General features: G+C 58.6%; 27 protein-coding genes and 1 pseudogene. 18 read left to right on the forward strand and 10 right to left on the reverse strand.

Annotated elements, in window-relative coordinates; all coding sequences use genetic code 11:
* Positions 1 to 2: 2 nt before the first annotated feature.
* The 6 genes from FS819_RS12480 (at position 3) to FS819_RS12505 (ending at position 6,071) form a co-directional block, all read left to right on the forward strand.
* Positions 3 to 827 (forward strand): TIGR00282 family metallophosphoesterase, encoded by an 825-nt coding sequence (locus tag FS819_RS12480; protein WP_015917040.1) that lies wholly within the window; start codon positions 3 to 5, stop codon positions 825 to 827.
* 119 nt (positions 828 to 946) lie between these two features.
* A complete protein-coding gene (locus FS819_RS12485) occupies positions 947 to 2,149 on the forward strand; it encodes a phosphoglycerate kinase (protein WP_156550951.1) in 1,203 nt (400 codons plus the stop codon).
* Positions 2,150 to 2,334: 185 nt separating this feature from the next.
* Positions 2,335 to 3,360 carry a class I fructose-bisphosphate aldolase gene (locus tag FS819_RS12490; RefSeq protein ID WP_156550952.1) on the forward strand — a complete coding sequence of 342 codons (1,026 nt, stop codon included), beginning with the start codon at positions 2,335 to 2,337 and terminating at the stop codon, positions 3,358 to 3,360.
* Positions 3,361 to 3,521: 161 nt separating this feature from the next.
* On the forward strand, positions 3,522 to 4,439 hold the full coding sequence (locus FS819_RS12495) for a PhzF family phenazine biosynthesis protein (protein WP_156550953.1): 918 nt from the start codon (positions 3,522 to 3,524) through the stop codon (positions 4,437 to 4,439).
* Between the two features lie 42 nt (positions 4,440 to 4,481).
* Positions 4,482 to 5,639 (forward strand): HPP family protein, encoded by a 1,158-nt coding sequence (locus FS819_RS12500; protein ID WP_197434015.1) that lies wholly within the window; start codon positions 4,482 to 4,484, stop codon positions 5,637 to 5,639.
* A gap of 105 nt (positions 5,640 to 5,744) precedes the next feature.
* Entirely contained in the window at positions 5,745 to 6,071 is a 327-nt protein-coding gene (locus FS819_RS12505; protein ID WP_156550955.1) for a hypothetical protein, read from the forward strand.
* 119 nt (positions 6,072 to 6,190) lie between these two features.
* Here FS819_RS12505 and FS819_RS12510 read toward each other — a convergent pair whose 3' ends face one another.
* Positions 6,191 to 6,346 carry a hypothetical protein gene (locus tag FS819_RS12510; protein ID WP_015917045.1) on the reverse strand — a complete coding sequence of 52 codons (156 nt, stop codon included), beginning with the start codon at positions 6,344 to 6,346 and terminating at the stop codon, positions 6,191 to 6,193.
* A gap of 74 nt (positions 6,347 to 6,420) precedes the next feature.
* Positions 6,421 to 6,636: a hypothetical protein gene (locus FS819_RS12515; RefSeq protein ID WP_156550956.1), complete on the reverse strand. Its 216-nt coding sequence runs from the start codon at positions 6,634 to 6,636 to the stop codon at positions 6,421 to 6,423.
* Between FS819_RS12515 and FS819_RS12520 the strand changes: the two genes are divergently transcribed.
* From FS819_RS12520 to rcdA, 3 genes are all read left to right on the forward strand, one after another.
* The gene (locus tag FS819_RS12520) at positions 6,635 to 7,918 is read left to right on the forward strand and encodes an MFS transporter (protein ID WP_156550957.1); all 1,284 of its coding nucleotides are present in this window, start codon (positions 6,635 to 6,637) and stop codon (positions 7,916 to 7,918) included. The genes FS819_RS12515 and FS819_RS12520 overlap by 2 nt on opposite strands.
* 3 nt (positions 7,919 to 7,921) lie before the next feature.
* Positions 7,922 to 8,116, forward strand: coding sequence for a DUF1192 domain-containing protein (locus FS819_RS12525; protein ID WP_156550958.1), 195 nt, complete (start codon positions 7,922 to 7,924; stop codon positions 8,114 to 8,116).
* 408 nt (positions 8,117 to 8,524) lie between these two features.
* Positions 8,525 to 9,040, forward strand: coding sequence for a protease adaptor protein RcdA (gene rcdA, locus FS819_RS12530; RefSeq protein ID WP_015917048.1), 516 nt, complete (start codon positions 8,525 to 8,527; stop codon positions 9,038 to 9,040).
* A 207-nt stretch (positions 9,041 to 9,247) separates the two neighbouring features.
* Here the strand turns inward: rcdA and rpmE are convergent, their stop codons facing one another.
* Entirely contained in the window at positions 9,248 to 9,469 is a 222-nt protein-coding gene (gene rpmE, locus FS819_RS12535) for a 50S ribosomal protein L31 (RefSeq protein WP_015917049.1), read from the reverse strand.
* 190 nt (positions 9,470 to 9,659) lie between these two features.
* Between rpmE and FS819_RS12540 the strand changes: the two genes are divergently transcribed.
* On the forward strand, positions 9,660 to 11,462 hold the full coding sequence (locus tag FS819_RS12540; protein ID WP_234624505.1) for an ABC transporter transmembrane domain-containing protein: 1,803 nt from the start codon (positions 9,660 to 9,662) through the stop codon (positions 11,460 to 11,462).
* Between the two features lie 4 nt (positions 11,463 to 11,466).
* Here the strand turns inward: FS819_RS12540 and FS819_RS12545 are convergent, their stop codons facing one another.
* The 6 genes and pseudogenes from FS819_RS12545 to FS819_RS12570 all read right to left on the reverse strand — a co-directional run bounded on the left by FS819_RS12545 (position 11,467) and on the right by FS819_RS12570 (position 18,935).
* Complete coding sequence (locus tag FS819_RS12545) at positions 11,467 to 13,125, reverse strand: FAD-binding dehydrogenase (protein ID WP_156550959.1); 1,659 nt, start codon at positions 13,123 to 13,125, stop codon at positions 11,467 to 11,469.
* A 342-nt stretch (positions 13,126 to 13,467) separates the two neighbouring features.
* Positions 13,468 to 14,499 (reverse strand): peptidoglycan -binding protein, encoded by a 1,032-nt coding sequence (locus FS819_RS12550; RefSeq protein ID WP_156550960.1) that lies wholly within the window; start codon positions 14,497 to 14,499, stop codon positions 13,468 to 13,470.
* Between the two features lie 3 nt (positions 14,500 to 14,502).
* A complete protein-coding gene (locus FS819_RS12555) occupies positions 14,503 to 15,516 on the reverse strand; it encodes a hypothetical protein (protein ID WP_015917053.1) in 1,014 nt (337 codons plus the stop codon).
* A 184-nt stretch (positions 15,517 to 15,700) separates the two neighbouring features.
* Positions 15,701 to 16,501, reverse strand: a complete 801-nt coding sequence (locus FS819_RS12560) for an inositol monophosphatase family protein (protein ID WP_156550961.1) — start codon at positions 16,499 to 16,501, stop codon at positions 15,701 to 15,703.
* Positions 16,502 to 16,914: 413 nt separating this feature from the next.
* Positions 16,915 to 17,964: pseudogene (locus FS819_RS12565) on the reverse strand (tetratricopeptide repeat protein); the annotation flags it as partial.
* A gap of 299 nt (positions 17,965 to 18,263) precedes the next feature.
* Positions 18,264 to 18,935 carry a thiamine phosphate synthase gene (locus FS819_RS12570; protein WP_156550962.1) on the reverse strand — a complete coding sequence of 224 codons (672 nt, stop codon included), beginning with the start codon at positions 18,933 to 18,935 and terminating at the stop codon, positions 18,264 to 18,266.
* A 350-nt stretch (positions 18,936 to 19,285) separates the two neighbouring features.
* Here FS819_RS12570 and FS819_RS12575 point away from each other — a divergent pair, with 350 nt between their 5' ends.
* Together FS819_RS12575 and FS819_RS12580 are read left to right on the forward strand one after the other, a co-directional pair.
* Positions 19,286 to 20,053, forward strand: a complete 768-nt coding sequence (locus FS819_RS12575) for a sulfite exporter TauE/SafE family protein (RefSeq protein ID WP_070166735.1) — start codon at positions 19,286 to 19,288, stop codon at positions 20,051 to 20,053.
* A gap of 182 nt (positions 20,054 to 20,235) precedes the next feature.
* A complete protein-coding gene (locus tag FS819_RS12580; protein ID WP_060718245.1) occupies positions 20,236 to 20,496 on the forward strand; it encodes an ArsR/SmtB family transcription factor in 261 nt (86 codons plus the stop codon).
* A 391-nt stretch (positions 20,497 to 20,887) separates the two neighbouring features.
* On the opposite strand, the gene FS819_RS12585 is transcribed toward FS819_RS12580, so the two are convergent.
* Positions 20,888 to 21,061, reverse strand: coding sequence for a YdcH family protein (locus FS819_RS12585; protein ID WP_015917059.1), 174 nt, complete (start codon positions 21,059 to 21,061; stop codon positions 20,888 to 20,890).
* A 340-nt stretch (positions 21,062 to 21,401) separates the two neighbouring features.
* Between FS819_RS12585 and FS819_RS12590 the strand changes: the two genes are divergently transcribed.
* From FS819_RS12590 to FS819_RS12615, 6 genes are all read left to right on the forward strand, one after another.
* On the forward strand, positions 21,402 to 21,605 hold the full coding sequence (locus FS819_RS12590) for a YdcH family protein (protein WP_156535978.1): 204 nt from the start codon (positions 21,402 to 21,404) through the stop codon (positions 21,603 to 21,605).
* A gap of 16 nt (positions 21,606 to 21,621) precedes the next feature.
* On the forward strand, positions 21,622 to 22,122 hold the full coding sequence (gene purE, locus FS819_RS12595; protein WP_015917061.1) for a 5-(carboxyamino)imidazole ribonucleotide mutase: 501 nt from the start codon (positions 21,622 to 21,624) through the stop codon (positions 22,120 to 22,122).
* A 69-nt stretch (positions 22,123 to 22,191) separates the two neighbouring features.
* A complete protein-coding gene (locus FS819_RS12600; RefSeq protein ID WP_234624529.1) occupies positions 22,192 to 23,205 on the forward strand; it encodes a 5-(carboxyamino)imidazole ribonucleotide synthase in 1,014 nt (337 codons plus the stop codon).
* Between the two features lie 162 nt (positions 23,206 to 23,367).
* A complete protein-coding gene (ykgO, locus tag FS819_RS12605; protein ID WP_003497670.1) occupies positions 23,368 to 23,493 on the forward strand; it encodes a type B 50S ribosomal protein L36 in 126 nt (41 codons plus the stop codon).
* 252 nt (positions 23,494 to 23,745) lie between these two features.
* Complete coding sequence (locus FS819_RS12610) at positions 23,746 to 24,402, forward strand: tetratricopeptide repeat protein (protein WP_156551015.1); 657 nt, start codon at positions 23,746 to 23,748, stop codon at positions 24,400 to 24,402.
* A 208-nt stretch (positions 24,403 to 24,610) separates the two neighbouring features.
* Positions 24,611 to 25,618 carry an alpha/beta fold hydrolase gene (locus FS819_RS12615; RefSeq protein ID WP_156550963.1) on the forward strand — a complete coding sequence of 336 codons (1,008 nt, stop codon included), beginning with the start codon at positions 24,611 to 24,613 and terminating at the stop codon, positions 25,616 to 25,618.
* The last annotated feature ends 440 nt before the right edge of the window (positions 25,619 to 26,058 follow it).

Consider the following 26,058-nt stretch of genomic DNA (forward strand, 5'->3'; position numbering starts at 1 on the left):
GAATGCGGCTGCTTTTTCTGGGCGATATGGTTGGCAAGACAGGCCGCACGGCGGTTTGGGAAAAGCTGCCCGGCCTGGTCTCCGACCTGAAACTGGATTTCGTCATCGTCAATGGTGAAAATGCCGCTGGCGGCTTCGGGATTACCGAGGATATTTTCCTCGAAACCATCAATGCCGGCGCAGATGTCGTCACCACGGGCAACCACGTCTGGGACCAGAAGGAAGCGATCACCTTTTCAGGTCGTCACGACCAGTTCCTGCGCCCGGCCAATTATCCGGCGGGGACACCCGGCAAAGGGTCCGGTCTCTATTATGCCCGCAACGGTGCGCGCGTTCTGGTCGCCAATATCATGGGCCGGGTGTTCATGCATCCCGAACTCGATGATCCCTTCAAATCGGCGGAAACCATTCTCGCCGCCTGCCCGTTGAAGGAACAGGCCGACGCCATCATCTTCGACTTCCATGCCGAGGCCACCAGCGAAAAACAGTGTTTCGGCCATTTCGTTGATGGCCGCGCCAGTTTCGTGGTCGGCACCCATACCCATGTGCCGACCGCCGACCACCAGATTCTCAATGGCGGCACCGCCTATATGTCGGATGCCGGCATGTGCGGCGATTATGATTCGTCGCTCGGCATGGAAAAGGAAGAGCCGCTGAACCGCTTCATTTCGAAAATGCCCAAGGGCCGGTTTGAAGCAGCGCACGGCCCGGCGACGATCTGCGGCGTCGGCGTCGAGATTTCCGACAGTACAGGCCTTGCCGAAAAGATCGCTCCTTTGCGCATCGGCCCGCGACTCACTGAGACCATACCCGCTTTCTGGGCTTGAAGCCTTCGGCTTCATATCCTGATTGCGCCGGGCAACAGCCCGATCAATCTTGCCTCTTGCCGAGACCGGTGTAAGGTCCCGCGCAACACCGTAACGACAGTCAACACGGGAAACTCACCATGCCTGCTTTCAAGACACTTGACGATCTCACCGATATCGCCGGCAAGCGCGTACTGTTGCGCGTCGACCTGAACGTGCCCGTCTCCGGCGGCAAGGTGACGGATGCAACCCGCATCGAGCGCGTCGCCCCGACCATCAAGGAACTGTCGGCCAAGGGCGCCAAGGTTATTCTGCTCGCCCATTTCGGTCGTCCCAAGGGCGAGCCGGTTGCCGATATGTCGCTGTCGCAGATCATTTCCGCCGTCGAAGAAGTGCTGGATCAGGCGGTCGCGTTTGGCGAAGACTGCGTTGGCGAACCGGCCGAAAGGGCCGTTGCCGCCCTGAACAACGGCGATATCCTGCTTCTGGAAAACACCCGCTTCCACAAGGGCGAGGAAAAGAACGACGCCGACTTTACTGCGGAACTCGCCAAGAACGGCGACATCTATGTTAATGACGCCTTTTCCGCTGCCCACCGCGCCCATGCCTCCACGGAAGGGCTTGCCCATATTCTGCCCGCCTATGCAGGGCGTACCATGCAGGCCGAACTGGAAGCACTGGAAAAGGGCCTCGGCAAGCCGACCCATCCGGTGGTCGCCATTGTCGGCGGCGCCAAGGTTTCCTCCAAGATCGACCTGCTGATGAACCTGGTCAAGAAGGTCGATGCACTTGTCATCGGCGGTGGCATGGCCAATACATTCATCGCCGCCCAAGGAATTTCTGTCGGCAAATCGCTGTGCGAACACGATCTGGCAGAAACCGCCAAGCAGATCATGATCGAAGCTGAAACCGCTGGCTGCACCATCGTGCTGCCGGTCGACGGCGTCGTCGCTCGCGAGTTCAAGGCCAATGCCGCCAATGAGACCGTCAATGTCTCGGCCATTCCCGCTGACGCAATGATGCTGGATGTGGGTCCGAAATCAGTGGCGGTCGTCAATGACTGGATCACCAAAGCGGCAACGCTGGTTTGGAACGGCCCGCTCGGCGCCTTTGAAATCCCCCCCTTCGATACCGCCACCGTCTCTGCCGCAAAGCACGCCGCAGAGCGCAGCAAGGCTGGCAAGCTGGTGTCGGTAGCTGGTGGCGGCGACACGGTCTCGGCGCTCAACCATGCTGGCGTTGTTGATGACTTTTCCTATGTTTCGACCGCAGGCGGCGCTTTCCTGGAATGGATGGAAGGCAAGGAACTGCCCGGCGTTGCCGTATTGACCCACCCGGCTTAACAACCGACGAAAAAAGTGAGGTGCGGCATGGAACAAATGCCGCACCTGAATTTCTTTTAAAAAAGATTGAATTTTAAAACGATTGAAACGATTTCAATCGTTTCAATGACTTAAGGCCCCATTTTCCTCCTGAACAACATCTGTTACGCGATAACCAGTGGTAACGTTTTTGGGAGCATTAGGACATGAGTGAGAGACTTGAAGACATCGCCGTCAAGATGATGGCCGATGGCAAGGGCCTTCTGGCAGCGGACGAGTCCACGTCCACCATCAAGAAGCGTTTCGCCACGATTGGCCTCGAATCCACCGAAACCAGCCGCCGCGACTACCGCGAAATGCTGTTTCGCTCCGACGAGGCGATGAAGAAATACATTTCCGGCGTCATTCTCTATGAAGAGACGCTGTACCAGAAGGCTGCCGATGGCACGCCTTTCGTTGACATCATCAAGGCCGCAGGCTCCATCCCAGGTATCAAGGTCGATACCGGCGCCAAGCCAATGGCCGGTTTTCCTGGTGAAACGCTGACAGAAGGCCTGGACGGCCTGCGTGAGCGTCTCGCCAATTACTACAAGGCAGGTGCCCGCTTTGCCAAGTGGCGCGGCGTTATCGCCATTGCCGATGGCCTGCCGACTTGGGGCTCGATCAAGGCCAATAGCCAGGCGCTCGCCTACTATGCTGCCCTTTGCCAGGAAGCAGGTATTGTGCCGATCGTTGAACCGGAAGTGCTGATGGATGGCGCTCCAGGCACCCACGATATCGCCAAATGTGCCGAAGTGACGGAATGGGTGCTGCGCACCGTGTTCCAGGATCTCTACGACGCCCGCGTCAATCTCGAAGGCATGATCCTGAAGCCCAACATGATCATCGACGGCAAGAATGCCCGCAAGGCCTCTGTCGAAGAAGTTGCAGCTGCGACCGTCAAGGTGCTGAAGGCCACGGTTCCTTCCTCCGTTCCCGGCATCGCCTTCCTGTCCGGCGGCCAGAGCACAGAGGAAGCAACCGCGCATCTCTCCGCGATGAATGCCGGTTATGACCTGCCCTGGACCCTGACCTATTCCTATGGCCGCGCCCTTCAGGATAGCGCCATTAAAACGTGGGGCGGCCGCAGCGAAAACGTCGCCGCCGGTCAGCGCGCCTTCACCCACCGCGCCCGCATGAACAGCCTGGCCGCGACTGGCACCTGGAAACAGGACCTGGAAAAGGCCGCCTGAGGGCAAGCATCGAACGCATTTTATCCTGCATCTTGAAGCCCCACCGCACCCGGTGGGGCTTTTTTCTTGTCACCCTGACAGGATTTCATCTTCATTTCGGCGACGCCACTGCTATCGAGATCACGGTTGTTCATCACGTATCACCTGCAAGAAGGCCAGCCATGATCTCCATTCCTTTCATCACTCTCGACGTCTTTACCGTTGAGCGGTTTCGCGGCAATCCTCTGGCGGTTATTCTCGATGCGCGCGGGCTGTCGGATGTGACGATGCAGGCCATTGCCGCTGAATTCGGCTATTCTGAAACCACCTTCGTCCTGCCTCCGACAGACGCGGCCAATACGGCGCAGGTGCGGATCTTCACGCCTGTCATGGAAATACCCTTTGCCGGTCATCCCAATGTTGGCACAGCCATCGCCCTTGCGGGCCAATCGACCTTGTTCGGCCAATCCCTTGGCGACGATCTGCGCTTTGAGGAAAAAGCTGGCCTCGTCGCCGTTCAGTTGAGCCGCAATGACAATGGTCTGGTGAATGCCAGCATTCGGGCACCCCAGCCTCTTTTCGTCAGCGGCCCTGTGGCAACAACTGATCTGGCCGCCGCCATGTCTTTGGCTGAGAGTGACATTCAAACAGCAAACCATGCTCCGGCCTTTATTTCCGTCGGATTGACATTCATCGCAGCGGAGTTGACCGATCTCGCCGCCCTTGGCCGCAGCAAGCCTGATCTTGCCGCTCTCGCCCGTCTGGTCGAAATCCATGCCGACCAGGAAACCGATGGCGCGACCTTTCTCTATTGCCGGATGTCGGAAAACCATGTCCGCGCCCGGATGTTCTCGCCTTTCGACAATGTTGCGGAAGATCCGGCCACCGGCAGCGCCTCAGCGGCGCTTGCCGCCTATCTGGCACAGCAGGCACCGGAAGCCGATCTTGACCAGACGCTGGTGATCGAACAGGGTGTTGAAATGGGCCGCCGCAGCCTGATAACTGTCACCATCCAGAAAGTGGGCGGCAACGTCATCCGAACCGAGATTTCAGGCCACGCTGTGACCGTCATGCAGGGCACGCTCAGCATCGATCGTTGATCCACGCCATACAGAAACGGAAAATCAGCAATGCAATCAGCTCTGCGGGACGTATGGAAGCATCTGATCCCGGACGTAACGCCGATCAGTTCTTCAGAACAGGCCCGCTCCGCCCTCGGCGCGGCGCTGGGCATTCTGGTGACCGGCGTCATCAGTGCCTTTTTGCTGGGATATTTTTGGCCGGAGCAAGCTGCAAGCCTGCCGGTGCTGATCGCACCGATGGGAGCCTCCGCCGTGCTGCTGTTTGCTGTCCCCACCAGTCCGCTTGCCCAACCCTGGTCGATCCTGGGAGGCAATCTTTGCGCCGCACTGATTGGTGTGACCGTAGCGCAATGGGTGCCGGATCTGCTGCTTGCCAGCGCGCTCGCCATTGGCGGTGCGATTGCCGCGATGATTGCGTTGCGCTGCCTGCATCCGCCAAGCGGCGCCATCGCGCTGACTGCCGTGCTCGGCGGTCCGGGCATTCATGCGCTGGGCTATGGCTTCGTGCTTTGGCCGGTGGCTGGCAACTCCCTGCTGCTTCTGGCCAGCGCGCTGCTCTATAACCGGCTTGCAGGCCGTCGTTATCCGCATCGCGCCAAGCCTGCTTTGCCGCAAACGCCCGGCATTGCTGATACCGCAGGCTTCCAGCGCCGCGATCTCGATGACGTCCTGAAGGATTACGATGCCTTTCTCGACATCGACCGCGACGATCTGGAGGATATCCTGCGCCGCACCGAGTTGCGTGCCTATCGCCGTCGCAGCAGCCATACGACCTGCGGCGCGGTGATGATTGCCGGTATTGCCGCCCTCTCCCCGGATACAACCCTGAGCGAGGCGCTGCACCGCCTGCGCCAAAGCCGGGTCAAGGCCTTAGCTGTGACCGCCGAAGACGCCACCATTCTCGGCATCGTCACCCAGACCGACCTGCTGGACAAGGCAAGCTGGTCACGGGGCAAGCCGGTGATCGGTCTTGGCCGACGGTTGGCGCTGGCCTTGCAAGGCGCCTCTGCGCCAAACGGCACGGTCAAGGACATCATGACCACACCGGTGCGCACCGTCACGCCCGACGCACCGCTGTCCGAAGCCATCGTGACCTTTGCCGAAGCGGCCCTGCATCATTTGCCTGTCATCAACGCCCAGGCAAAGCTGATCGGCATGATCGCCCAAACGGATGTATTGATGGCCATGGTGCAGGCCTCAAACCAGAAAGCGAAATAGGAAAAATCATTGAGAATGATGCTTCGTATCGGGCCAGCAGCAAATTAAGGCCATAAAAATTCATTTCCATTCGCTTATGGGCGGTCCTGCTTTGGAGGAGAGGCGATGCTTTTTGTGATGGCAATAATATTGGCTGCGGCACAAACGCCGGACTTCCCTGCCCCACCAACCACCTGCGCGCAAGCCAAGGCGACCGATACCGCGCCAGCAGATCAACTCGAACTGCTGGACCAATTTAGAGCTCATCTTGCCAAGGCAGATCTGGAGCGATTGGATCAGGCGCTTCCACGCAGCAGCAATGGTGGGATTGCCCAATGCGATGCTGCCGAGGGAAGTCGCGCATCATGCGAGGTGACGGCCTATATGCCCGCAATTGAAAACACTGGACTTATGGCTCAATATCTCGCCTTCATCTGCCCCAAGAAATTCTGAATGCAGTCATCCACCATAGTGGGTACACGGCGCTGTCGGCAGCGCAAAAAATTGCAGCGGTTTTACGATAAACCACAGACCTCAAGCATGAAAAGCAATCCTAAAGCTCGCGCTACAGCTTAAGGCCGCACCAGCAGCGTGACAGTCCAGATGATAAAGGCCAGCACGGCAAGCTTCCAGAAGTCGCTACGCTTTCGAAGGAATGGCAAGCCGAGCGGCCGGATCAGTTGCACGGCCATGGCCAGGATCAGAAAGGCCGATATTGCCTTGTTCATGTCTTTGGTCGCTACCTCTACGAAGCCAACGCATTTTAGCAGGAATGAAGCGCTTGTCCTCGGTCATACTGATATCAGCGGGCAAAGGGAAGCAGGCTTTGCTTGGCCATCATCTGGCGGTTTGCGCCATACCCCATAAATAGCTGGAAAATCACCTGCTGTAACGTCACAGTAACGACAGTTTGCCATAATTCATAAATCGACCCCATTCCGGGGAATAATGGCCCCACGCATTCCGCGACCTGCCACGCTTGGCCTTCGCCTCGACCCGTTCCGAAGTGATTTTGCATGACCCGAAACCTGCTTCCTGTTCTCTCCCTCTTGCTTGGCACGCTTTTTCTGTTCCTTGGCAATGGCCTGCACGGGCTGCTTCTGCCTGTGCGCGGCTCCTTTGAAGGCTATTCCAATGAAGTGCTCGGCCTGCTCGGCACGTCCTGGGCGGCGGGCTTTGTGCTTGGCTGTTTCATTGCACCCAAGCTGGTGATGCGGGTCGGCCATGTCCGGGCCTTTTCCTGCTTCATCGCCGTTATCGCCATCATTTCGCTGATCACCGGCCTGGTCGTCGAGCAATATTCATGGGTCGCCCTGCGAACGCTGACCGGCTTTTGCACCGCCGGCACCTCGATGATCATCGAAAGCTGGCTGAACGAGAGGGCCAGCAACGAGAGCCGTGGCTCGATCTTTTCCTTCTACATTTCCGTCACCCTGTTCGGGGTGGTCGGCGGCCAGATGATGGTGGCTTTCGGCAATATTCACACACCGACGCTGTTCATGATCTGCGGCATTCTCTATTGCCTGGCCATGCTGCCCACCACCATGTCCAACGCCGCCTCGCCGCAGCCGTTGAAATCCGTCAAGCTGGATCTGCCGAAACTCTATCGAAATTCGCCGGTGTCCTTTGTCGGTATTCTGCTGATCGGCATTGCCAACGGCGCTTACGGCACCCTGGTGGCGGTGTTCGGCGCCCGCGTCGGCCTGCCGGATGTGATGATTGCCAGCATGTTGAGCATTACGATCTTTGCCGGTGCGGCGGCCCAGTTTCCGGCTGGCCGCCTGTCCGACCATACGGATCGGCGCTATGTTCTGGCTGGCATTGCTGCGGTCGCCCTGATGGCCGCCCTGCTGCTTCTGGTGGTACGGCCACAGGCCGCCGTTATCCTGATCCCGCTGGTGGCGCTCTATGGGGCGGCGGCAAATTCGCTCTATCCAATTGCTGTCGCCCATGCCAATGACTTTGCCGACAGTGGCGATTTCGTCAAAGTGTCCGGCGGCCTGCTGCTGCTGTTTGGCATCGGTACGATTATCGGCCCGACCATCGGCGGTCCTGTCATGACGCTGTTCGGTCCCTATGCATTGTTTGGGGTCACCGCCACCGCCCATGCTCTGCTGGTTGCCTATGCAATTTTCCGCAGCCGGTTGCGCCCCACACTCACATCCGAGGAAAAAGAGAATTTTTCCACAGGCCATGGCCCGGTCTCGACCATGATGGCCACCCCGCAATCGGCAACACTTGACCCAAGAGCTGAACGCATGGACATCAGTGGTGAAGAGCCAGCAAACAAGGAGGCATGAGCCATGATGGAAGACCCGGACCGCCCGCGCAAACCGCCGGAACACGAGATCGGCTGCGACCTTTCTCTCCTGTCGGCAAGCGAACTGGAGATGCGAATCACTTTGCTAAAACAGGAAATCGTCCGTCTCGAAACGGAAAAATCCAGCAAGATGGCTGGAAAAGCGGCAGCTGAATCGCTGTTTCGCCCTTTAAAGTAGCAGGCTATGGTTCAAAATATTACAGCTGCTGATTATGGTAAAGATCGGGCCGGAAACCCTCTCATGCGGCGGCAAGCATCGCCGTTTTGATCTATCGCGATGCAGTATTAACCTAATATTAAGCATTTTATGCGAATGTATAACCTGTCCGGTTCTTCTGGATTCAGACGGTTTCACCAATCGGCGATTTGGTCTGATTTTTCTCCCTGTTTTACCTTGAGAGCCGCTTTTGCGGCTCTTTTTTTATGCCTTTCGACTTTACCTAAAACTGTGGGAATTAACCCTTTCTTAAGAAACGACTTGCGCATTTGGGGTATTGGTAGCATCGTTCGCCCATGGAATTGGCGCTGGACTTCGTTAACCGCCGCGCTACGTCAATAAGTGATGCGTAAGACAGGGAAAATGTCGATGTCGGAACTTGGATTGAATACGGTCAGCTTTGCCGGGCGCGCGGCTTCGTCGTCGCAGTTCAAGGCGACCTATGCAGAAGGCATGGGGCTGGTCGAAGAAACCGCCGCATATCTTGACGGCCCCGGCCGTTCGGCTGCAAAGGTTCTGCCCCGCATGGCCTCCGTGCTCTATGCAGCTGAATCCATGCGCCTGACCACGCGCCTGATGCAGATGGCTTCCTGGCTCCTGTTGCAGCGCGCCGTCAATAATGGCGAAATGTCGCGCGATCAGGTGATTTCCGAAAAGAGCAAAGTCCGTCTGGATGGCTTCAATGTCGACCGCAACGCGCCAGGCTGGAATGATCTGCCGGAATCCTTCCGCGACCTGATCGAACGCTCGCTGCGCCTGCAGAACCGGATTGCCCTGCTGGACCGCGAAATCTATCGCCCGAATGACACATCCATTGTGCCGGACAATGAGAACAGCGTCCAGGCCCAGTTGAACCTGCTGCGCACGGCCTTCAACGCCAACTGAGCATCTTTGCTTAGACACCATGCAGACGGATGAGTTCTGCGTGGTAATCTCGGATTTTTAAAACCCGGCCCTGCCCTGCAGAGCCGGGTTTTTCGTGTTGGTATGCAGGATTGCGGATGCATAATCAGAAAAGGCATTAACGCGCCGTACAAAACAAAAAAGCCCGGTTTAGGACCGGGCTTTTTTGGAAGACATGCAAACGATGACTTAGAGGCCGAGGCCGCCGAAACGCTTGTTGAACTTGGAGAGACGGCCGCCGCGGTCCATGAGCTGCTGGTTGCCGCCGGTCCAGGCCGGGTGAGACTTGGAGTCGATGTCGAGGTTCATGACCTGACCTTCGGTGCCCCAGGTCGAAAATGTTTCGTACTCGGTACCATCGGTCATGACGACCTTGATCTTGTGGTATTCGGGATGAATGTTAGCCTTCATGACGGTCTTCCTGATGTGCCGGGGGGTCTATTTGCCGCAATTGCGTCAGCCGACCCAATTCAATACATGAAGCCGGAGACTGGTAATGTCGCGGGCTTCCCAATTTGATGGGCTGCCTATACATGAAGGTCGCAAGGATAACAAGGCCCCCAGCGCATAAGCTGGGATGGCAGGGGCGGAGTAGGGATCAGTGTCGGAAAACCAAGAACGCCAGGCAAAATCGAGCCGTAGTCTGAAGCCTCTCGCCAGGCTCAACCCTTACCTGATGCGGTATCGCGGCATGGCATTGGCCGCCCTGGTGTTTCTGGCTCTCGCCGCCGTCACCACGCTGGCGCTGCCGCTGGCCGTGCGCCGGATGATCGACCACGGCATGGCCTCTGCCGATGCCGGTTTCATCAACAAGTATTTTGCCATGCTGATCGTTCTGGCGCTGATCATGGCCGCTTCCAGCGCGCTGCGCTATTATTATGTCATCACCATTGGCGAGCGGATCGTCTCGGATATCCGCCGCGAAGTGTTCGATCATGTCAGCCGCCTGTCGCCTGCGTTTTTCGACGTCAACCAATCCGGCGAAATCGTCTCGCGGCTGACAGCCGATGCCACCCAGATCAAATCGGCCGTCGGCGCCAGCGCCTCGGTGGCATTGCGCAATATCATCATGTGTTTCGGCGCCATGGGCATGATGATCTATACCAGTCCGAAACTGTCGATCATGGTGCTGGCCGCCATTCCCGTCATCGTCTTTCCGCTCATTGCCTTTGGCCGCTCGGTGCGCCGCCGCTCCCGCCTTGCCCAGGACAGGCTGGCGGAAGCCGCTGCCTTTGCTGGCGAAAGCATCGGGGCTGCCCGCACGGTCCAGGCCTTCAACGGCGAGGCCGCTGCCAGCGCCCGTTACGGCGCTGCCGTCGAACAGGCTTTCCAGGCCGCCCGCATCGCCACACGCTCGCGGGCGATCCTGACCGGGGTTGCCATCACGCTGGTGTTCGGCAGCATTGTCGGCGTGCTCTGGTATGGCGCCCAAAGCGTGTTGGGCGGGACGATGTCGGCGGGAACCCTGGGCCAATTCCTGCTCTATTCCGTCATTGCCGCCTCATCGCTTGGCCAATTGTCCGAGGTCTGGGGCGAATTGATGCAGGCCGGCGGGGCCGCCGAACGGCTGACGGAGCTGCTGGCCGAGGTCTCTGCCGTGCAATCGCCAGACCATCCAAAACCCTTGCCCACCCCTGCGCGCGGCGAAGTGTGGTTTGAGAATGTCGAGTTTTCCTATCCCAGCCGCCCGGGACGCTCCGCCGTTAAAGGCCTGAGCTTTGCCGTCGATGCCGGGGAAACCGTGGCGATCGTCGGCCCGTCCGGCGCAGGCAAAAGCACGATCTTCTCGCTGATCCTGCGCTTCTACGATCCGACAAGCGGGCGCATCTGTCTGGATGGCAGTGATCTGCGCGAGGTGTCAACAGAAGCATTGCGCGGCAGCATTGCCATCGTACCCCAGGACGTGACGATCTTTTCCGGCACGATCCATGATAATATTGCCTTCAGCTGCCCCGATGCCAGCCGCGAGGCCGTTATCAATGCGGCCCGCGCCGCCCAGGCTACGGAATTCATCGACCGGCTGGAGCGTGGCTATGACACACAGGTTGGTGAACGCGGTATCACGCTTTCAGGCGGCCAGCGTCAACGCATCGCCATTGCCCGCGCCATCCTGAAGGATGCGCCGGTCCTGCTGCTGGACGAGGCCACCTCGGCGCTGGATGCAGAAAGCGAAACGCTGGTGCAGAAAGCCCTGGATGAGCTGATGAAATCGCGCACCACCATCGTCATTGCCCACAGGCTCGCCACCGTGCTGAAAGCCGACCGGATTCTTGTCATCGATGATGGCAAGGTGGTGGAACAGGGCACCCACCAAAGCCTGATCCAGCAGGGCGGCATCTATGCCCGGCTGGCCCGGCTGCAATTCCAGAGCGGAGCGCAGGATTTCCTGGCAGAAGCGAAGTAACCCATCAGGACGGGCGGGCCGCGAGAACATTGCGGCCCGCCACCCGACCGGAAAACAGGCAGCCGCCGAGAAACGTGCCTTCCAGCGCATTATAGCCATGCATTCCGCCACCGCCGAAGCCTGAGACCTCGCCTGCCGCATAAAGGCCCGGCACCGGCTCACCGGACATTTCCAGCACCCGACCCTCAAGGTCTGTCTGCAAGCCGCCCAGCGTCTTGCGGGTCAGGATATGCAGGCGCACAGCGATCAACGGCCCCTTGGCGGGATCGAGCAGCCAATGCGGTGACGCAGTGCGCATCAGTTTATCGCCGAGATAGTGACGTGCGCCTCTGATGGCGGTGATTTGCGCATCCTTGCTGAAAGTGTTGCTGATCTCCCGGTCCCGCGCCTCAATCTGACGGCGGAGATGGGCAGGGTCCAACCGGCTTTCACCGCTGATCGCGTTCATCTTTGCCACCAGCTCCTCCAGATCGGTGCTGACGGCAAAATCCTCACCCCGCTCCATGAAGGCCAGGACCGGACCAGTCGGGCGTTTGCCAAGCCGTTTCAGCAGAAGGCGGATATTGCGACCGGTCAGATCCGGGTTTTGCTCCGAACCCGACAGCGCGAATTCCTTCTTGATGATCGCCTCGGTCAGGATGAACCAGCTGTAATCGCTGCCCCGCTCGCGCAGGATTTTCAGCGTGCCGAGCGTATCGAAACCCGGCATGGCGGGCGATGGCAGCCGATGGCCATCCGCATCGCACCAGAAGGAGGATGGGCCGGGCAGGATACGAATGCCATGATCTGGCCAGATCGGGTCGTGATTCTTCACACCCTCGGTATAATGCCACATGCGGTCGCGGTTGATGACACTGCCGCCCGCCTGTTCGGTAATGGCGATCATCCGCCCATCGACATGGGCAGGTACGCCACAAACCATGGTGGCAGGCGGCTGCCCTAGCCGATCGACCGGCCAGTTCTGCCGCACAAGTTGATGGTTGCCACCAATGCCGCCGGAGGCAACGATGACGGCCTGGGCGGAATAGGTGAAATCGCCAAGCGGCTCACGGTTGCTCTTTTCGCCCCGCAAAACGGCATCATTGGCCAGCACTGTGCCTGACACGCCCGTCACCCGCCCATCCCGGCGCTCCAGCGCATCGACCTGATGGCGAAAGCGGAAGGTGATGCGCCCGGCCTCGGCCAGCGTCTTTGCCAGGTTGAGAAACGGTTCCAGCACGCCTGGCCCTGTCCCCCAGGTCACATGAAAGCGCGGAACCGAATTTCCATGGCCATCGGCTAGCTGCCCGCCACGCTCCGCCCAACCGACCACCGGAAACCAGCGCATGCCAAGTTGATGCAGCCATGCCCGTTTCTCGCCTGCCGCAAAGTGCAAATAGGCCTGCGCCCAACGCCGCGGCCAATGATCCTCCGGCCGGTCAAAGCCCGCCGAGCCGAACCAGTCCTGCTCAGCCAGCGCCAGGCTGTCACGCACCCGCATCAAGCGTTGCTCAGGACTGTCGATGAAGAACAAGCCGCCCAGCGACCAGAAAGCCTGCCCGCCTAGGTTCTGCTCGCCCTCCTGATCAACGACACAGACCGTCAAGCCCCGCCCCGCCGCCTCGGTTGCCGCAACCAATCCCGCCAGCCCTGCGCCAACCACGATCACATCGAACTCGTTCATCACGCCCTCCCAAGCATATTTCGCTGCCATTCTCTCCTCGGCAGAAAAATTTACTTACTTTTACGCGAACGTCAAAATAGAGCAAGCGTGAGGGAGGTTGTGCTCTTCGTACAATTTTCCCGTCTCACCCCACCTCAAGGGGGGAGATTGATATATGAAAACCACTTACCCTACAGAAACCGTTTTATTTCCAGCATATTCGGTCGCTAAAAAGATGTGCGGCAAGTGCTTCCTGCCGATCTCCCCCCATGAGGGGGAGATGCCTGGCAAGGCAGAGGGGGGTTAAGCGGCATATAAAAGCCTTTGCGTCCTATAAGAGCCACACCCATCAATACGCCCGTCTCACCGCTCCGTCAGCTTCAACTCAATCCGTCGGTTCTGGGCGCGGGCTTCAGGCGTATCGCCGGGCGCAATCGGTTGGAATTCACCGAAACCGGCAGCAGCCAGACGATCGGAGGGGACGCCCTTGGAAATCAGGAACTTGACCACCGAGACAGCGCGGGCAGCCGACAGCGCCCAATTGTCCGGGTAGCGGCCATTGCCTGACAGCTGGACATTGTCCGTATGGCCATCGACGCGCAACACCCAGTTGATATCGGGGGGAATTTCCTTGGCGAGATCAATCAACGCATTGGCGAGCTTGACCATTTCCTCCTGGCCTTGCGGGTTCATATCCGCCCCGCCGGAGGGAAACAGCACTTCTGACTGGAACACGAAACGGTCGCCGACAATGCGGATATTCTGCCGATCCGACAGGATTTCACGCAGGCGTCCGAAAAAGTCGGAGCGATAGCGATTGAGTTCCTGGACCTTCTGGGCCAGCGCCACATTCAGCCGCCGTCCGAGATCGGCGATTTTCGCCTGTGAATTCTGGTCCTTGGCCTCAGAGGCCTGCAAGGCCTGTTCGACCGCAGCAATTTGGGCGCGAAGTGCGGCGATTTGCTGGTTCAACAGGTCGATCTGGCTCATGGCGCGGGCACTGACCTGCTGCTGCTCATCGAGCTTGCCGCTCAACTCGCCAATCTTCGCCTGGGCCTGGGCAGAATTTCCGGCGCCTGTGTCGAGCAGCGATTGCAAACGGCTGCGTTCCTTCTCGGACGTATCCAGCGAGGATTGCAGATTGGCCAGCGCGTCTTCCAGGTCCTGCTTGCCGCCTTTTTCCAACGCCAGCATTTGCGTCAGTTCGGCAATCTGGTTGTTCAGCCGGTTCAACACCTCGTCCTTGCCGGAAATTTCCCGGCTGAGCACGAATTGCGCCACCACGAAAACGGTGAGCAGGAACATGATGGCGATCAGCAGCGTCGATAAAGCATCGACAAAGCCCGGCCAATAGTCGGCGCCGCGATCCCGCCTGCGATTGCGCCCCAGGGCCATGGCTTACTTGCTCCCGAGCTTGTCGTTCAGCCGGTCCAGCGCCTTGCGCATGGCGCGGGTGTCTTCCTGCTGGGCTTCGATCCAGTCACGCAGCATTTGTTGCTCATTGCGCATGTTCTTGACCAGGCCCTGGATACCGTCCGACAAACCGCTCAGTGCTGCTGCCGAACGGTCGGAGCCGGAGGCAGGCTGCTGGGCAATCTTTTTCATCTGCTCCAGCAACCGCTCAATGTCGTGACCGGAAACGCCCGCCGGTACGGGTTGATCGGAACCGGTATCGGTGACGGAAGACAGCCAGTTTTCCAGTTCCGTATAGAACCGGTTCTGGGCGCGGCCAGCCTGCAAATCGAGAAAGCCGAGGATCAGCGAGCCGGACAGGCCCAGCAGCGACGAGGAAAACGCCGTGCCCATGCCAGCAAGCGGCGCGGAAAGCCCATTTTTCAGGGTTTGCAGCACATCGCTGCCCTGCCCACCGGAACCGGCATCCAATGTCTGGATGACATTGCTGATCGAGCTGATCGTGCCGATCAGGCCCCAGAAGGTGCCGAGCAGGCCGAGAAACACCAGAAGGCCGATCAGATAGCGGGAGGTATCGCGCGCTTCGTCCAGCCTTGTGGCGATGGAATCAAGGATGGAACGCAGCAGCGTCGTTGACAGGCCGGTTGAGCGACGATTACCCAGCAGGGAGCGCATCGGCGCCAGCAATTTTGGCTCGCGTCCGGACTTATCGGCAGTGCCGGACCGCTGAAAATGATTGAACCAGCGCACTTCCGAAATCAGCCCGACCACATGGGCGAAAATCAGGATGATGCCGACGGCCAACACCCCGAGAATGAGGCCATTCAGCCCCGGATTGGTGTAAAATGCCTGTTCGGCCTGCCGAAACAGAATGGCCGCAATGAACCCGATGAGGATCAGAAAGATCAGCATCGTCAGAATAATGGGTGCCGGGCTTGACAGTTTCGAGCCGTAACGGGCCGGTTCAGCGTCCGGGGCGTCCACATCCACATCCGTCATTGGCAGCACGTCTCCATTACAGGCAAGCGGTCGATCCCTTTCGCAAACCACGGGTCAAGCCTGTGAAAGGCTCGACCCAGGCAGCATGAAGTGGACGGAGGCTAGTTCAAATTCATGTCGAATTGAAGCGAAAACCGGCGCTTTTGCGAAAGCGCCGAAAAAGCCATGCTGGCGCTTGAGCCGATCAAGCCTTCGGCAAGGGCCGCTTGACCACTTCCAGCAGCGCCTTCTGGATATATTCATTGCCCGCGACAATGTCACCACGCTCAAGACTATCGGTTCCGCCCGACATATCGCTGACGAAGCCGCCCGCTTCGCGGATCAGCAACAGGCCAGCGGCGATATCCCAGGCATGCAAGCCGGTTTCCCAGAAACCGTCGAACCGGCCGCAGGCGACATAGGCGAGGTCCAGGGCCGCTGCCCCCATGCGGCGGACGCCAGCCACTTCGCCCATCACATGGCGCAGTTCCAACAGCGCCTTGCCGTGATTGCCCTTACCCAGATGCGGCATGCCGCAACCAATCACGCAATCCGACAGCGCCTTGCGGGCGCCAACGCGAATGCGGCGATCGTTAAGAAAGGCACCGCCACCCTTTTCGGTGGTGTAAAGTTCGTCGGTAGCAGGGTTGAAGATCACGCCTGCGACGATTTCGCCATTGCGCTCCAGGGCGATGGAGACGGCAAATTGCGGAATGCCGTGCAGAAAGTTGGTGGTGCCATCCAGAGGATCGACGATCCAGCGATGCGCACCATCGGTCCCCTTGATCTCTTCGCCCTCCTCCCCGAGGAAACCATAGGTGGGGCGAGCTTTCAGCAGGTCTTCGCGCACCAGTTTTTCAGCCTTCATATCGGCCTGGGACACGAAATCGCCGGGGCCTTTCACCGAAACCTGCAAGTTCTGCACTTCGCCAAAATCGCGCGACAGGGATTTCCCGGCCTTGACGGCGGCCTGGACCATGACATTGAGAAGGGCTGAGCGAGCCATAGCGGTTTCCTTAGACTGAATGATGCAGCAGGCCGTCATACGCCATCACCCGGATGGAGGTCGGGCGCGGCCCTTTTAGCGGCGTGCAAAGATTGAGCGGTTCAAGACCACAAAATCTGGCGCAATTCAAGTCCCTGCGCGATTCAGGGGGCGGCTGGCGACTGATCCGGCACATCAGTGCCGTCGCCCGGATTTTCATCCTTGTCTGCATCATTTTTGGGGACGCCATTTTGCATCTGCCCCCCGATTGGCGGCACGGAGACACCCGGAAGCCCGGTCGGATCGATGGGCGGTGACGCAACCGGCTTTGCAGCCTTGCTGATGATGTCGCTGACCTCGTCCCTCGCCCCATTTTTGCCGGGCGTGGAGCCTTGCGCCTTCGATACCGGGCGGCCCAATCTGTGCTGGCCGGTCCGGTATTTGTTGGCCGCTTCGATTGCCTGTTTCTGCTGGCTGTCCGGCAGGCCGAGATAGAAATCCTCAAGCGCCGGATCAGCAAGACCCGCCCGACGCGACAGCACATACCATTTCGCCGCCTCGACCGGATCGGGACGGGTGCCGAGCGCCGCCACATACACATGCGCCAGCCGGTTCTGGGCAGCGACATTGCCGCGATTGGCGGCAATCCGCAACCATTTGAAGCCCTGTTCCAGATCCTGCGGCCCGGCAATGCCGTTGATCAACCAGATGCCGATATCAAGCTCGGCGGTATCGAAACCGGCACGCGCCGCCCGCACCAGCCATTCGCGCGCCAGTTGTCGCTTTTCCGCCGGCACGTCCGGCAGGTTGCGGTAGATCTGGGCGACGGCATATTGCGCATCCGCGATGCCCTGTTCCGCCGATTGCTCGTAGAAAGGCAGTGCCAGCAGCAATCCCTTCTTGCCGGGATTTTCAGAAACCAGCAATTGCGCCCAATTGAACTGGGCCGAGGCATTGCCCGCTTCCGCTGCCCGACGCATATAGTCATCGGCCAGCTTTCGGTCAGCCGTCACATAGCGCCCTTCGATCAACATCAGCGCATATTTGAACATTGCCGCTGGATCGCCACCCGCAGCGGCCTTGGCGTACCAGAAGGCCGCTCCTTTCATGTCGCGCTTGACCGCCAAACCACGGGTCATCAACTCGGCGATCAATGTCTGCGCGGCAGGGTCGCCCTTCTCGGCAAGCGGCAGGGCATAGTCGAAAGCAGTGGCAAACAGCCCGCGCTGGAACGCGCCATAGGCAAGATCGACCTTGCCGGTATAGGGCTTTTCCGGCGGAAGATCCGGTAGCGGAATGCCCATGCGCTCCATCAGCGTAATGCCGCCAGCCGGTCCCGCATCCTTGATACCCGGCCGCTGTACCTTGCCAGCGTCCTCACCGGATACCGGACCGGAGAGCCCGCTCGGCCTGACAAAACCATTTGTCTCGTCAGAGCCAGAGGTCTTTTCGGGAGCCGTTTTATCGTCACGAACGACCGGCACCTCGATTTCGCTCCCCGGCTTTGGGCCTCGCTTTTGCTCCCCAGTCTTTTCCGATGGTGTCTCAGGGGCGGTCTGATTGCCCGCCTCACCTGATTTGCCTTCACCCGTCTTCACGTCAGGCTCAGCCGCCGGGGGCGAGGATGCAGCAGGCGCAACCTGCGCATAAGCACCGATGTCCATGACCGTCGGACATGCCAGCGCCAAAACCAGGCTGGCACAGACGGATCGTCCAGACAGCAACCGGAATTTGGCCAAACGGGTTAGGGCAAGACGGGGCAAGGCAAGGATCATTGAGGCGTTCAATCCTCAAACCGTGGCGCTTTTTCGTCAAGCAAAGCATTTACCTGAGCAACCACGGTGTCGGCTGCCTCTGGATCGTCAAATACCGCCCTGGAGAGGGCCGCAAATTCGGCACCGGTTTCAGCGACGGCAAGGGCCGATTGCGGATCTGCGCCGCCCATGACGATGCAGGGGATTTCCACCATCGACGACCACCATTCGCCCAAGGCCAGGTTTTTCGAATGCGCTTCCGGCTTGATATCGCCGTCCAGCTTGCCAAAGAACATGTAGTCGGGGTTGGCATCGCCAGCCTCCAACGCATGGTGCCGGTCGCGGGCCGCACCGGAGCCGACAATCATCTTCGGGGTGAATTTTTCCACCGCCTCGGCCAGCGCCTCGACATCGCCGCTGATATGCAGGCCATCGGCCTTGGCGCGACCGGCAACCCGGCTATTGTCGGCGATGATGGCAGCGGCACCCGCCGCCTGCACCAATGGCACGACCGCTTCGGCCTGGGCCTGGAACGTGTCGTCATCGAAATCATATTGCGGGATGATCACCGAGGCGACATCGCCACCCTTCAAGGCATTGCCGACAGTCGTGGCAAGCATCTGCACATCGGCAATCTGCGGCGTGATAAGAACGAGCCGGCAGCGGCTTTGGAACTTGGGCGACTTTGACGACTTGGACATGGCGATTTCCGTCTTCTTCATGGCAAGAGCAAGGGAGGCGATCCGGGCCAAAGCGCCCTGCACCCTTTATATAGGGCATATAAGGTGCTGTAGCACGTCATGCCTGCGGCATGATTTTCTCTTTAAACGGATTGTGATTTAAAGAATGATGCCGAAGCCTCTGTTGCTCTCGTTTTTGTTGGCACTCTCTCTGCGGCGAAAGGATCTCGCCATGTTTGCAGGAAGTCGATAGACCGGACTGACGAAAGGATCAACACCAACTGTCAGAGACAGCCGCCGCCTTCTGGGGAAGATACCCATCCCTAAAGATACCAGCACCCCAAGACACCATCGCGGAAATTCAAACATTCATGCTGCCAGATCTCTCATTCCTGCTTGCCGCCATTCCCGCCGTCGTGCTGGTCGGCCTGTCCAAGGGCGGCCTGGGCGGCGCTTTCAGTCTGCTTGGCGTGCCGATCCTGGCGCTCGTCGTACCGCCGATGACGGCTGCGGCGATTTTCCTGCCGATCCTGCTGGTCATGGATCTGGTCGCGCTGCACGCCTGGCGCCACCATGGCGACTGGCGCACGTTTTTCCTGCTTCTGCCCGGCGCCATCGCTGGGATCGCCTTTGGTTGGGCGACATCCGCCCTCATCCCGGCCGATGCCATGCGGCTCGTGCTCGGTGCCATTACGGTGGTGTTTGCCGGGCGCTATTTCCAGCGACGATTGCGCGGCGAAGGCCATGATGCAAGACCGGCAAAACCGCAGCGCGCCGTGGCTGCCACGGGTTGGGGCACGCTGGCCGGTTATGGCAGCTTTGTCGCGCATGCCGGCGGCCCGCCGTTTGAAATCTATGCCCTGCCGTTAAAGCTCGATCCAAAAACCTATACAGGCACCAGCGTGCGGTTTTTTGCCTGTCTCAATGCCATCAAGGTCATTCCTTATATGGCGCTCGGCCAGCTGGATCTCAGCAATTTCACCCTGTCTCTCAGCCTGCTGCCGGTGGCGCTGCTGTCCACCATGGCCGGAGCCATGGTGGTGCGGCGCATGAAGGCGCAGACCTTCTATCCGCTGATCTATGCCATGACGCTGATCGCCGGATTGAAACTGTTTTGGGACGGTTTGTTTTTCCTGTAATAGGGTGAGCCTTTGAAGATGGGACATCCTATTGCTTTTGCAAGCATCTCGAGACTTGGGATTAGACATTTGCGACAGAAGGGGATTGCAAAATTGACGACAATCAAAATCCCGATAAAATTGCATTTTCGCATCGCACAATTGCGCTTGCCGGATGGCAGGATGTATCATAGCTTGCGCATATGACGACAATCGATCCATTCTCGGCTATTGCCGATCCCAACCGACGCCATTTGCTGGAAGAGTTGCGCCGCGCACCCCGCACGGTGAACGATCTGGCCAAGGGCCTGCCGATCAGCCGGCCGGCCGTCTCACAACATTTGAAGGCGCTGCTGGATTGCAATCTGGTGACAGTCGCCACCCAGGGCACCAAGCGGATCTATTCGGTCAACAATTCCGGCTTCAACCGGCTGAATCTGTGGCTGGACCAGTTCTGGAACTGACGGTGGGATCGGTTCGCACAGGGACCGGCGTGACAATAAATCCGTGCCAATATCGTCATGACCGGCGCGAATATTTCGTTCGCCACAGCGCCTCTGGCGTTCCCAATCTTTTATAGCACCGCATGATTCGACTTGCGAAAACAGCTCAAGAAAAAGGCCCCGAAGGCATTCGGCGCTTCGGAGCCTGGATTCGGTCAAGAGCAACAATGTTTTGGCGCTCCTGGATCATGGAAAGAGTATCAAGACAGCGGCGGTAACGCTAAATGGCCGTGCGTTTTGTAAACGCACAACGCAAATGAAACAAATAATCCGCCGCCTAACGATGCAAAGGGCCTGTTGGCTTTATGAAATCCTTAAATCGGGCCCGATTTAAGGGGGCATCATCCAGCCTTTAATGTCGTGTTGACTTCAGGCGCTCCATTTCATCCTTGAGGCGCAATTTGAGGCGCTTGAGTTCCAGAATTTCCTTGTCGTCGGTCGAGGGAGAGGAAAGGGCGGCATGTAGTTTCTCCTCCAAAACTCCATGCTTCTTGGCAAGCGATTCAATATGAGCCTGAATGGTCATTTGATTCTATCCTTCCTTTTCAACCTCCAGCATCCATCGCTGGAGCTTCTTGGTTTACGACAGCAGTGTGACACGATCCCTTGCCGATGTCTAAGGCGAAAACCTGAATTTATGAGGGCAATTTCATGTTGGCACAGGCCGTCACCGTTGCCCGCATCCATACATCGGACCTAGGCTTCTCAAAACGCAGGAGAATTTGCTGAAGCGCTGCCGAGGCGCATGGCGGGCAAAATTATGCGAAACGGCTAACTTCCCGTTACCGACGTTTGGTGATAGGAGCTTGCGCCATTCCACCATGCATCAGAAATAGATGCAGCTAGCGACAAGATGGGGACAAAAGATGCCGGATCAGGACGACGCGGATACAAGGCTTCGACTCGCACGCCTTCGTCAGGAACACGAGGATTATGATGCTGCGATCAACGCCATGGTTCAGGTCGGCTGCGATGCCTTGCGGATCCAGCGGATGAAGAAGAAAAAGCTTGCCATCAAGGACAGGCTGACCAAACTGGAAGATCAGCTCATTCCCGATATCATTGCCTGAGAAAAGGGTGCCGCCGATGCAGGATGAAAGACCGCCCGTCGCCATCATCATGGGAAGCCAGTCCGACTGGGAAACCATGAAGAACGCTGCCGATACCCTGGACGCACTTGGCGTCAGCTACGAGGCGCGCATCGTCTCGGCCCATCGCACCCCCGACCGCATGGTCGCCTTTTCCAAGGGTGCCCGCGACGAAGGCTTTCAGGTGATTATCGCCGGAGCTGGCGGCGCCGCCCACCTGCCCGGCATGGTCGCCTCGATGACGGCGCTTCCGGTTTTCGGCGTGCCAGTCCAATCGAAAACCATGTCCGGCCTCGACAGTCTCTATTCCATCGTGCAGATGCCAGCCGGCATTCCGGTCGGTACGCTCGCCATCGGCCGGGCTGGCGCCGTCAATGCCGCCCTGCTGGCGGCACGGGTGCTGGCGTTGCAGGATGCCGATCTCGCCGACCGGCTGGACGACTGGACCGACAACCAGACTGCCGCCGTTGCCGACTATCCCACCGACGAAGCTCCCTGAGGCTTATAAACTGTACGGATCACACGCGTGAAGACCATTGGAATTATCGGCGGCGGCCAGCTTGGCCGCATGCTTGCCATGGCCGCAGCAAGGCTGGGGCTGAAGACCATCGTGCTGGAACCGCAGGCCGACTGTCCGGCCGCCCAGGTTGCCAACCGGCAGATCATCGCCGATTACGCTGACGAGGCAGCCCTTGCCGAACTGGCCGCCAGTTGCGACGTGGTCACCTATGAATTTGAAAACGTGCCGGTCGCCGCCGCCGAAGCCCTGGCGCGCAGCGTGCCGGTCTATCCCCCAGCCAAGGCACTCGCCGTCTCCCAGGATAGGGTGAGTGAAAAACGCTTCCTCAACGACAATGGCATTCCCACTGCCCCGTTCCGCACCGTCGACAGCCAGGCGGACCTGGAGCAGGCATTGGCCGAATTCGGTGGCGAAGGCGTGCTGAAAACCCGGCGCTTCGGCTATGACGGCAAGGGCCAGCGGGTCTATCGCAAGGGGGACGAGGCCAGCGGCGGCTATCAGGCGCTTGGCGCCGTGCCGCTGATTCTCGAAGGCTTCGTGCCGTTTGCGCGGGAAATCTCGATCATCGCCGCCCGTTCGACATCAGGCGAAATCGCCTGCTACGATCCGGCCGAAAATATTCACCGCGACGGCATTCTGCACACCTCCACCGTGCCTGCGTCGATTTCGCCGCAGACAACAGCTGCGGCCAAAAGCGCTGCGGAAAAGCTGCTGAACGGCCTCGACTATGTCGGCGTGGTGGGTCTCGAGCTGTTCCTGATGGCCGATGGCAGCCTGATCGCCAATGAAATGGCCCCGCGGGTCCACAATTCCGGTCATTGGACGGAGGCCGCCTGTGTGATCTCGCAATTCGAACAGCATATCCGCGCCGTCGCCGGCTTGCCGCTGGGCGATCCGGCCCGCCACGGCGATTGCGTCATGACCAATCTGATCGGCGCCGACATTGAGGCTGTTCCAGATTGGCTGGCGAAGCCGGCTGTGCTCGTCCATCTCTATGGCAAGGCCGAAGCACGGCCCGGCCGCAAAATGGGACATGTCACCGAGGTCATGAACCGGGAATAACCTGCCATCAACGGGCAAAATGCCCGGTTTTCCGGTTGACATGCCGGGTTAAGCCGGGGTATGTGCCACCAACCCTGAAACAGCGCGCCCAGCGGTGCGTTTTTCGTCGATATACATCCCGGCGGAACCAGACGGTTCCCTGGCAACCATGCGGATCTAAAAATGAAGATCAAGAATTCGCTGAAAGCGCTTAAGGCACGTCACCGCGACAACCGTCTGGTTCGCCGCAAAGGCCGCGTTTACATCATCAACAAGCAGAACCCGCGTTTCAAGGCGCGTCAGGGCTGATCGAAATCTCTCCTGCGGGAGAGCAGCATCACCTCGCTGTGATGTGTGGACTTCGGTCAATCGCAGAATTCGGTTTGAAACAGAGCGCATGCACGGTAGATTACCTGCATGCGCTCTGTTCGTTTGTTCACTCACCTGATTCTCACAGCCTGTATTCTGTCTGCCAGCGCCCTCGCCGGGCCTGCTGCCTTGGCTTTTGCACAGGACAGGACTTTTGCGCAGAACGGGCCAGGTGCTGCACCCAGCCAGCCTATGCCGCCTGCCCTGCCCTTCACGCCGGACCTTCAACCTGCGCCGAACCATCCTCAGACGGGTGAGCCAAGAGCGGACAAGGATGACCAGCCGCCTTCTTCTCAGCAGCAAGGCCCGTCTCCGCAGCAGGGCGGGGTCGAACGCCTGGAAGACCGCAGCGACACAGCCGCGCTGTCTGGCAAACCGGCGGACGAATTGCTGATCCAGCTGAAACGCGAACGCCAGCCGGAAGCAGCCAAGGCGATTGCCGCTGCCGTGATGGCGGATTGGTCGAATTCCGGTAGCCCAACCGTCAATCTGCTGATGCAATGGGCCGACAAGGCGATCAAGGACAAGAAGAACGCCGCAGCGCTGGACTTCCTCGATCAGGCGATCGTGTTGGAGCCCGATTATGCCAATGGCTGGGGTCACCGTGCCAGCCTGCATTATAGCCAGGGCAATTACCGCAAGGCGATTTCCGACCTTAATCACGTCTTGGCCATCGAACCGCGCCATTTCGGCGCGCTGGAAATGCTCGCCAATATTCTGGCCGAGACCGGTAGCGATCAAAAGGCGCTGGAAGCCTGGCAACGCTACCTCGCCATCTACCCCGCCGACCGCGCCGCCCAGAAGACCGTGACCGAGCTTTCCGAGAAACTGGCAGGCGCCCGGACGTAATCATGACCCATTGCGGATGCTTAATCCCAATTTTGCGGCAATTGACCGGTGGCTTCGGGAAATCTGAAGACTATCTTACCTTTTACGTTCCCCGCGCCCGGTGCCTTGTTATGCGGATGAGAGAGGCCGTCGCTGATTAAATTTTCTGCGTCATTTTATCGGATCGCTAATCCGCTTTACGCAATGACGCAGCAGGAACCCGTATGCCATGCCTGCAATTCTGATCCTTGCCATCATCACTACACCTCTGATTGTAGCCTGGGTGTTTTCCACAGTCAAAATAAGACAGATCACGGATGACAATCCGAATATCGGCACGCCCGTCCCGATAAGAGACACCCATCTCAACCTCCTGCATATTCCGGCATCTGAAAGCGCCGATCTGCCGCCGCTGCTGTTCATTCATGGCGCCAGTGGCAATCTGCGCGATCAGGCCGAGGCCTTTCGTCCGGCGCTTGAGGGACGCGCGGATCTGATCTTCGTGGATCGGCCGGGCCATGGCTATTCACCGCGTGGCGGACCGGAAAACGACACGCCCGATGGCCAGGCCAACGCCATTGCCGAAGCCATGGATGCCATTGGCCTGTCGCGGGCCATTATCGTGGGCCATTCCTTTGGCGGTGCTATTGCGGCAAGTTTTGCTGTTCTCCATCCAGAAAAGGCGGCGGGTTTGCTTTTTCTGGCCCCTGCCACCCATCCATGGCCCGGTGGGGTCGATTGGCATTATCATCTGACGGCAACACCAATCATCGGCCCCCTCTTTGCCCGCACCCTTGCGCCACTGGCAGGGCTTGCCAAGATGGATGCGGCCACCAAGGCCGTGTTTGCTCCCAATCGACGTCCTGACGACTATATGGCCCGCACCACGCCTGCCCTCGTTCTGCGGCCCAGCACCTTCCGCTACAACGCAATCGACGTTTGCGGCTTGCACGCCTACGTCACCCGCATGGCGCCCCGCTACCCGGAAATACGGACGCCCACCGTGATCGTCACCGGTGACAGTGACGGCATCGTTCTGGCCGATATTCACTCAATCGGTCTTGCCCGCGACATTGCAGGTGCCGAGTTGGTCTGGGTACGACATTTAGGCCACAAGCCGGATTATTGCGTCACAGATCTGGCGGTTGCAGCCATTGAAAAAATAGCCGGCCACGACCGTGATCTTGGGTCTTTGGCCCGGAAAATTGGTGACGCTCTTGAAATGTCAACAAACTGATAAAATTGACAGCTACTTAAGAGCTCGATAACCACCGACATTGGCTATCTACAACCAAGAGGATTGTGTTCTTGACATCACAATCAAATTGGCGCAAAACTATAGGCATAGTAACAAACCAATTTAAAACGACAATATTATCAAAGACGAATTTATAGTCTATTTATATTTCTGAGTCATTAAATAATTTATAAGTAATAAAGTCGCCCCTCCCAAGGCGGCTTTATTATTTTGCGCTATCGATATTACGGGGCGATATTTCCAAGTTCCTAATATTAGGCAATCCTGTATAATTCCGCAAATCGAATGAAATTTCACAATGGAATGGTACCGTAGACTCAAACCATGACGGCATCCGCCCTGGATTTTAGAAAACTCAGGACACGCCATCTGCGGCTGTTCCCATCGGATTTTACCCAGACCGAACCGCAGGTCTCAGT

This window comes from Allorhizobium sp. Av2, assembly GCF_021462805.2.
Classification (GTDB): domain Bacteria; phylum Pseudomonadota; class Alphaproteobacteria; order Rhizobiales; family Rhizobiaceae; genus Allorhizobium; species Allorhizobium vitis_G.

What these genes read in the sequence shown, in the direction of transcription:
- FS819_RS12480 (WP_015917040.1), top strand. Translation starts at nt 3, where the DNA reads ATGCGGCTGCTTTTTCTGGGCGATATGGTTGGCAAGACAGGCCGCACG.
- FS819_RS12485 (WP_156550951.1), top strand. Translation starts at nt 947, where the DNA reads ATGCCTGCTTTCAAGACACTTGACGATCTCACCGATATCGCCGGCAAG.
- FS819_RS12490 (WP_156550952.1), top strand. Translation starts at nt 2,335, where the DNA reads ATGAGTGAGAGACTTGAAGACATCGCCGTCAAGATGATGGCCGATGGC.
- FS819_RS12495 (WP_156550953.1), top strand. Translation starts at nt 3,522, where the DNA reads ATGATCTCCATTCCTTTCATCACTCTCGACGTCTTTACCGTTGAGCGG.
- FS819_RS12505 (WP_156550955.1), top strand. Translation starts at nt 5,745, where the DNA reads ATGCTTTTTGTGATGGCAATAATATTGGCTGCGGCACAAACGCCGGAC.
- FS819_RS12510 (WP_015917045.1), bottom strand. Translation starts at nt 6,346, where the DNA reads ATGAACAAGGCAATATCGGCCTTTCTGATCCTGGCCATGGCCGTGCAA.
- FS819_RS12520 (WP_156550957.1), top strand. Translation starts at nt 6,635, where the DNA reads ATGACCCGAAACCTGCTTCCTGTTCTCTCCCTCTTGCTTGGCACGCTT.
- FS819_RS12515 (WP_156550956.1), bottom strand. Translation starts at nt 6,636, where the DNA reads ATGCAAAATCACTTCGGAACGGGTCGAGGCGAAGGCCAAGCGTGGCAG.
- FS819_RS12525 (WP_156550958.1), top strand. Translation starts at nt 7,922, where the DNA reads ATGATGGAAGACCCGGACCGCCCGCGCAAACCGCCGGAACACGAGATC.
- rcdA (WP_015917048.1), top strand. Translation starts at nt 8,525, where the DNA reads ATGTCGGAACTTGGATTGAATACGGTCAGCTTTGCCGGGCGCGCGGCT.
- rpmE (WP_015917049.1), bottom strand. Translation starts at nt 9,469, where the DNA reads ATGAAGGCTAACATTCATCCCGAATACCACAAGATCAAGGTCGTCATG.
- FS819_RS12545 (WP_156550959.1), bottom strand. Translation starts at nt 13,125, where the DNA reads ATGAACGAGTTCGATGTGATCGTGGTTGGCGCAGGGCTGGCGGGATTG.
- FS819_RS12550 (WP_156550960.1), bottom strand. Translation starts at nt 14,499, where the DNA reads ATGGCCCTGGGGCGCAATCGCAGGCGGGATCGCGGCGCCGACTATTGG.
- FS819_RS12555 (WP_015917053.1), bottom strand. Translation starts at nt 15,516, where the DNA reads ATGACGGATGTGGATGTGGACGCCCCGGACGCTGAACCGGCCCGTTAC.
- FS819_RS12560 (WP_156550961.1), bottom strand. Translation starts at nt 16,501, where the DNA reads ATGGCTCGCTCAGCCCTTCTCAATGTCATGGTCCAGGCCGCCGTCAAG.
- FS819_RS12570 (WP_156550962.1), bottom strand. Translation starts at nt 18,935, where the DNA reads ATGTCCAAGTCGTCAAAGTCGCCCAAGTTCCAAAGCCGCTGCCGGCTC.
- FS819_RS12575 (WP_070166735.1), top strand. Translation starts at nt 19,286, where the DNA reads ATGCTGCCAGATCTCTCATTCCTGCTTGCCGCCATTCCCGCCGTCGTG.
- FS819_RS12580 (WP_060718245.1), top strand. Translation starts at nt 20,236, where the DNA reads ATGACGACAATCGATCCATTCTCGGCTATTGCCGATCCCAACCGACGC.
- FS819_RS12585 (WP_015917059.1), bottom strand. Translation starts at nt 21,061, where the DNA reads ATGACCATTCAGGCTCATATTGAATCGCTTGCCAAGAAGCATGGAGTT.
- FS819_RS12590 (WP_156535978.1), top strand. Translation starts at nt 21,402, where the DNA reads ATGCCGGATCAGGACGACGCGGATACAAGGCTTCGACTCGCACGCCTT.
- purE (WP_015917061.1), top strand. Translation starts at nt 21,622, where the DNA reads ATGCAGGATGAAAGACCGCCCGTCGCCATCATCATGGGAAGCCAGTCC.
- FS819_RS12600 (WP_234624529.1), top strand. Translation starts at nt 22,192, where the DNA reads ATGCTTGCCATGGCCGCAGCAAGGCTGGGGCTGAAGACCATCGTGCTG.
- ykgO (WP_003497670.1), top strand. Translation starts at nt 23,368, where the DNA reads ATGAAGATCAAGAATTCGCTGAAAGCGCTTAAGGCACGTCACCGCGAC.
- FS819_RS12610 (WP_156551015.1), top strand. Translation starts at nt 23,746, where the DNA reads ATGCCGCCTGCCCTGCCCTTCACGCCGGACCTTCAACCTGCGCCGAAC.
- FS819_RS12615 (WP_156550963.1), top strand. Translation starts at nt 24,611, where the DNA reads ATGCCTGCAATTCTGATCCTTGCCATCATCACTACACCTCTGATTGTA.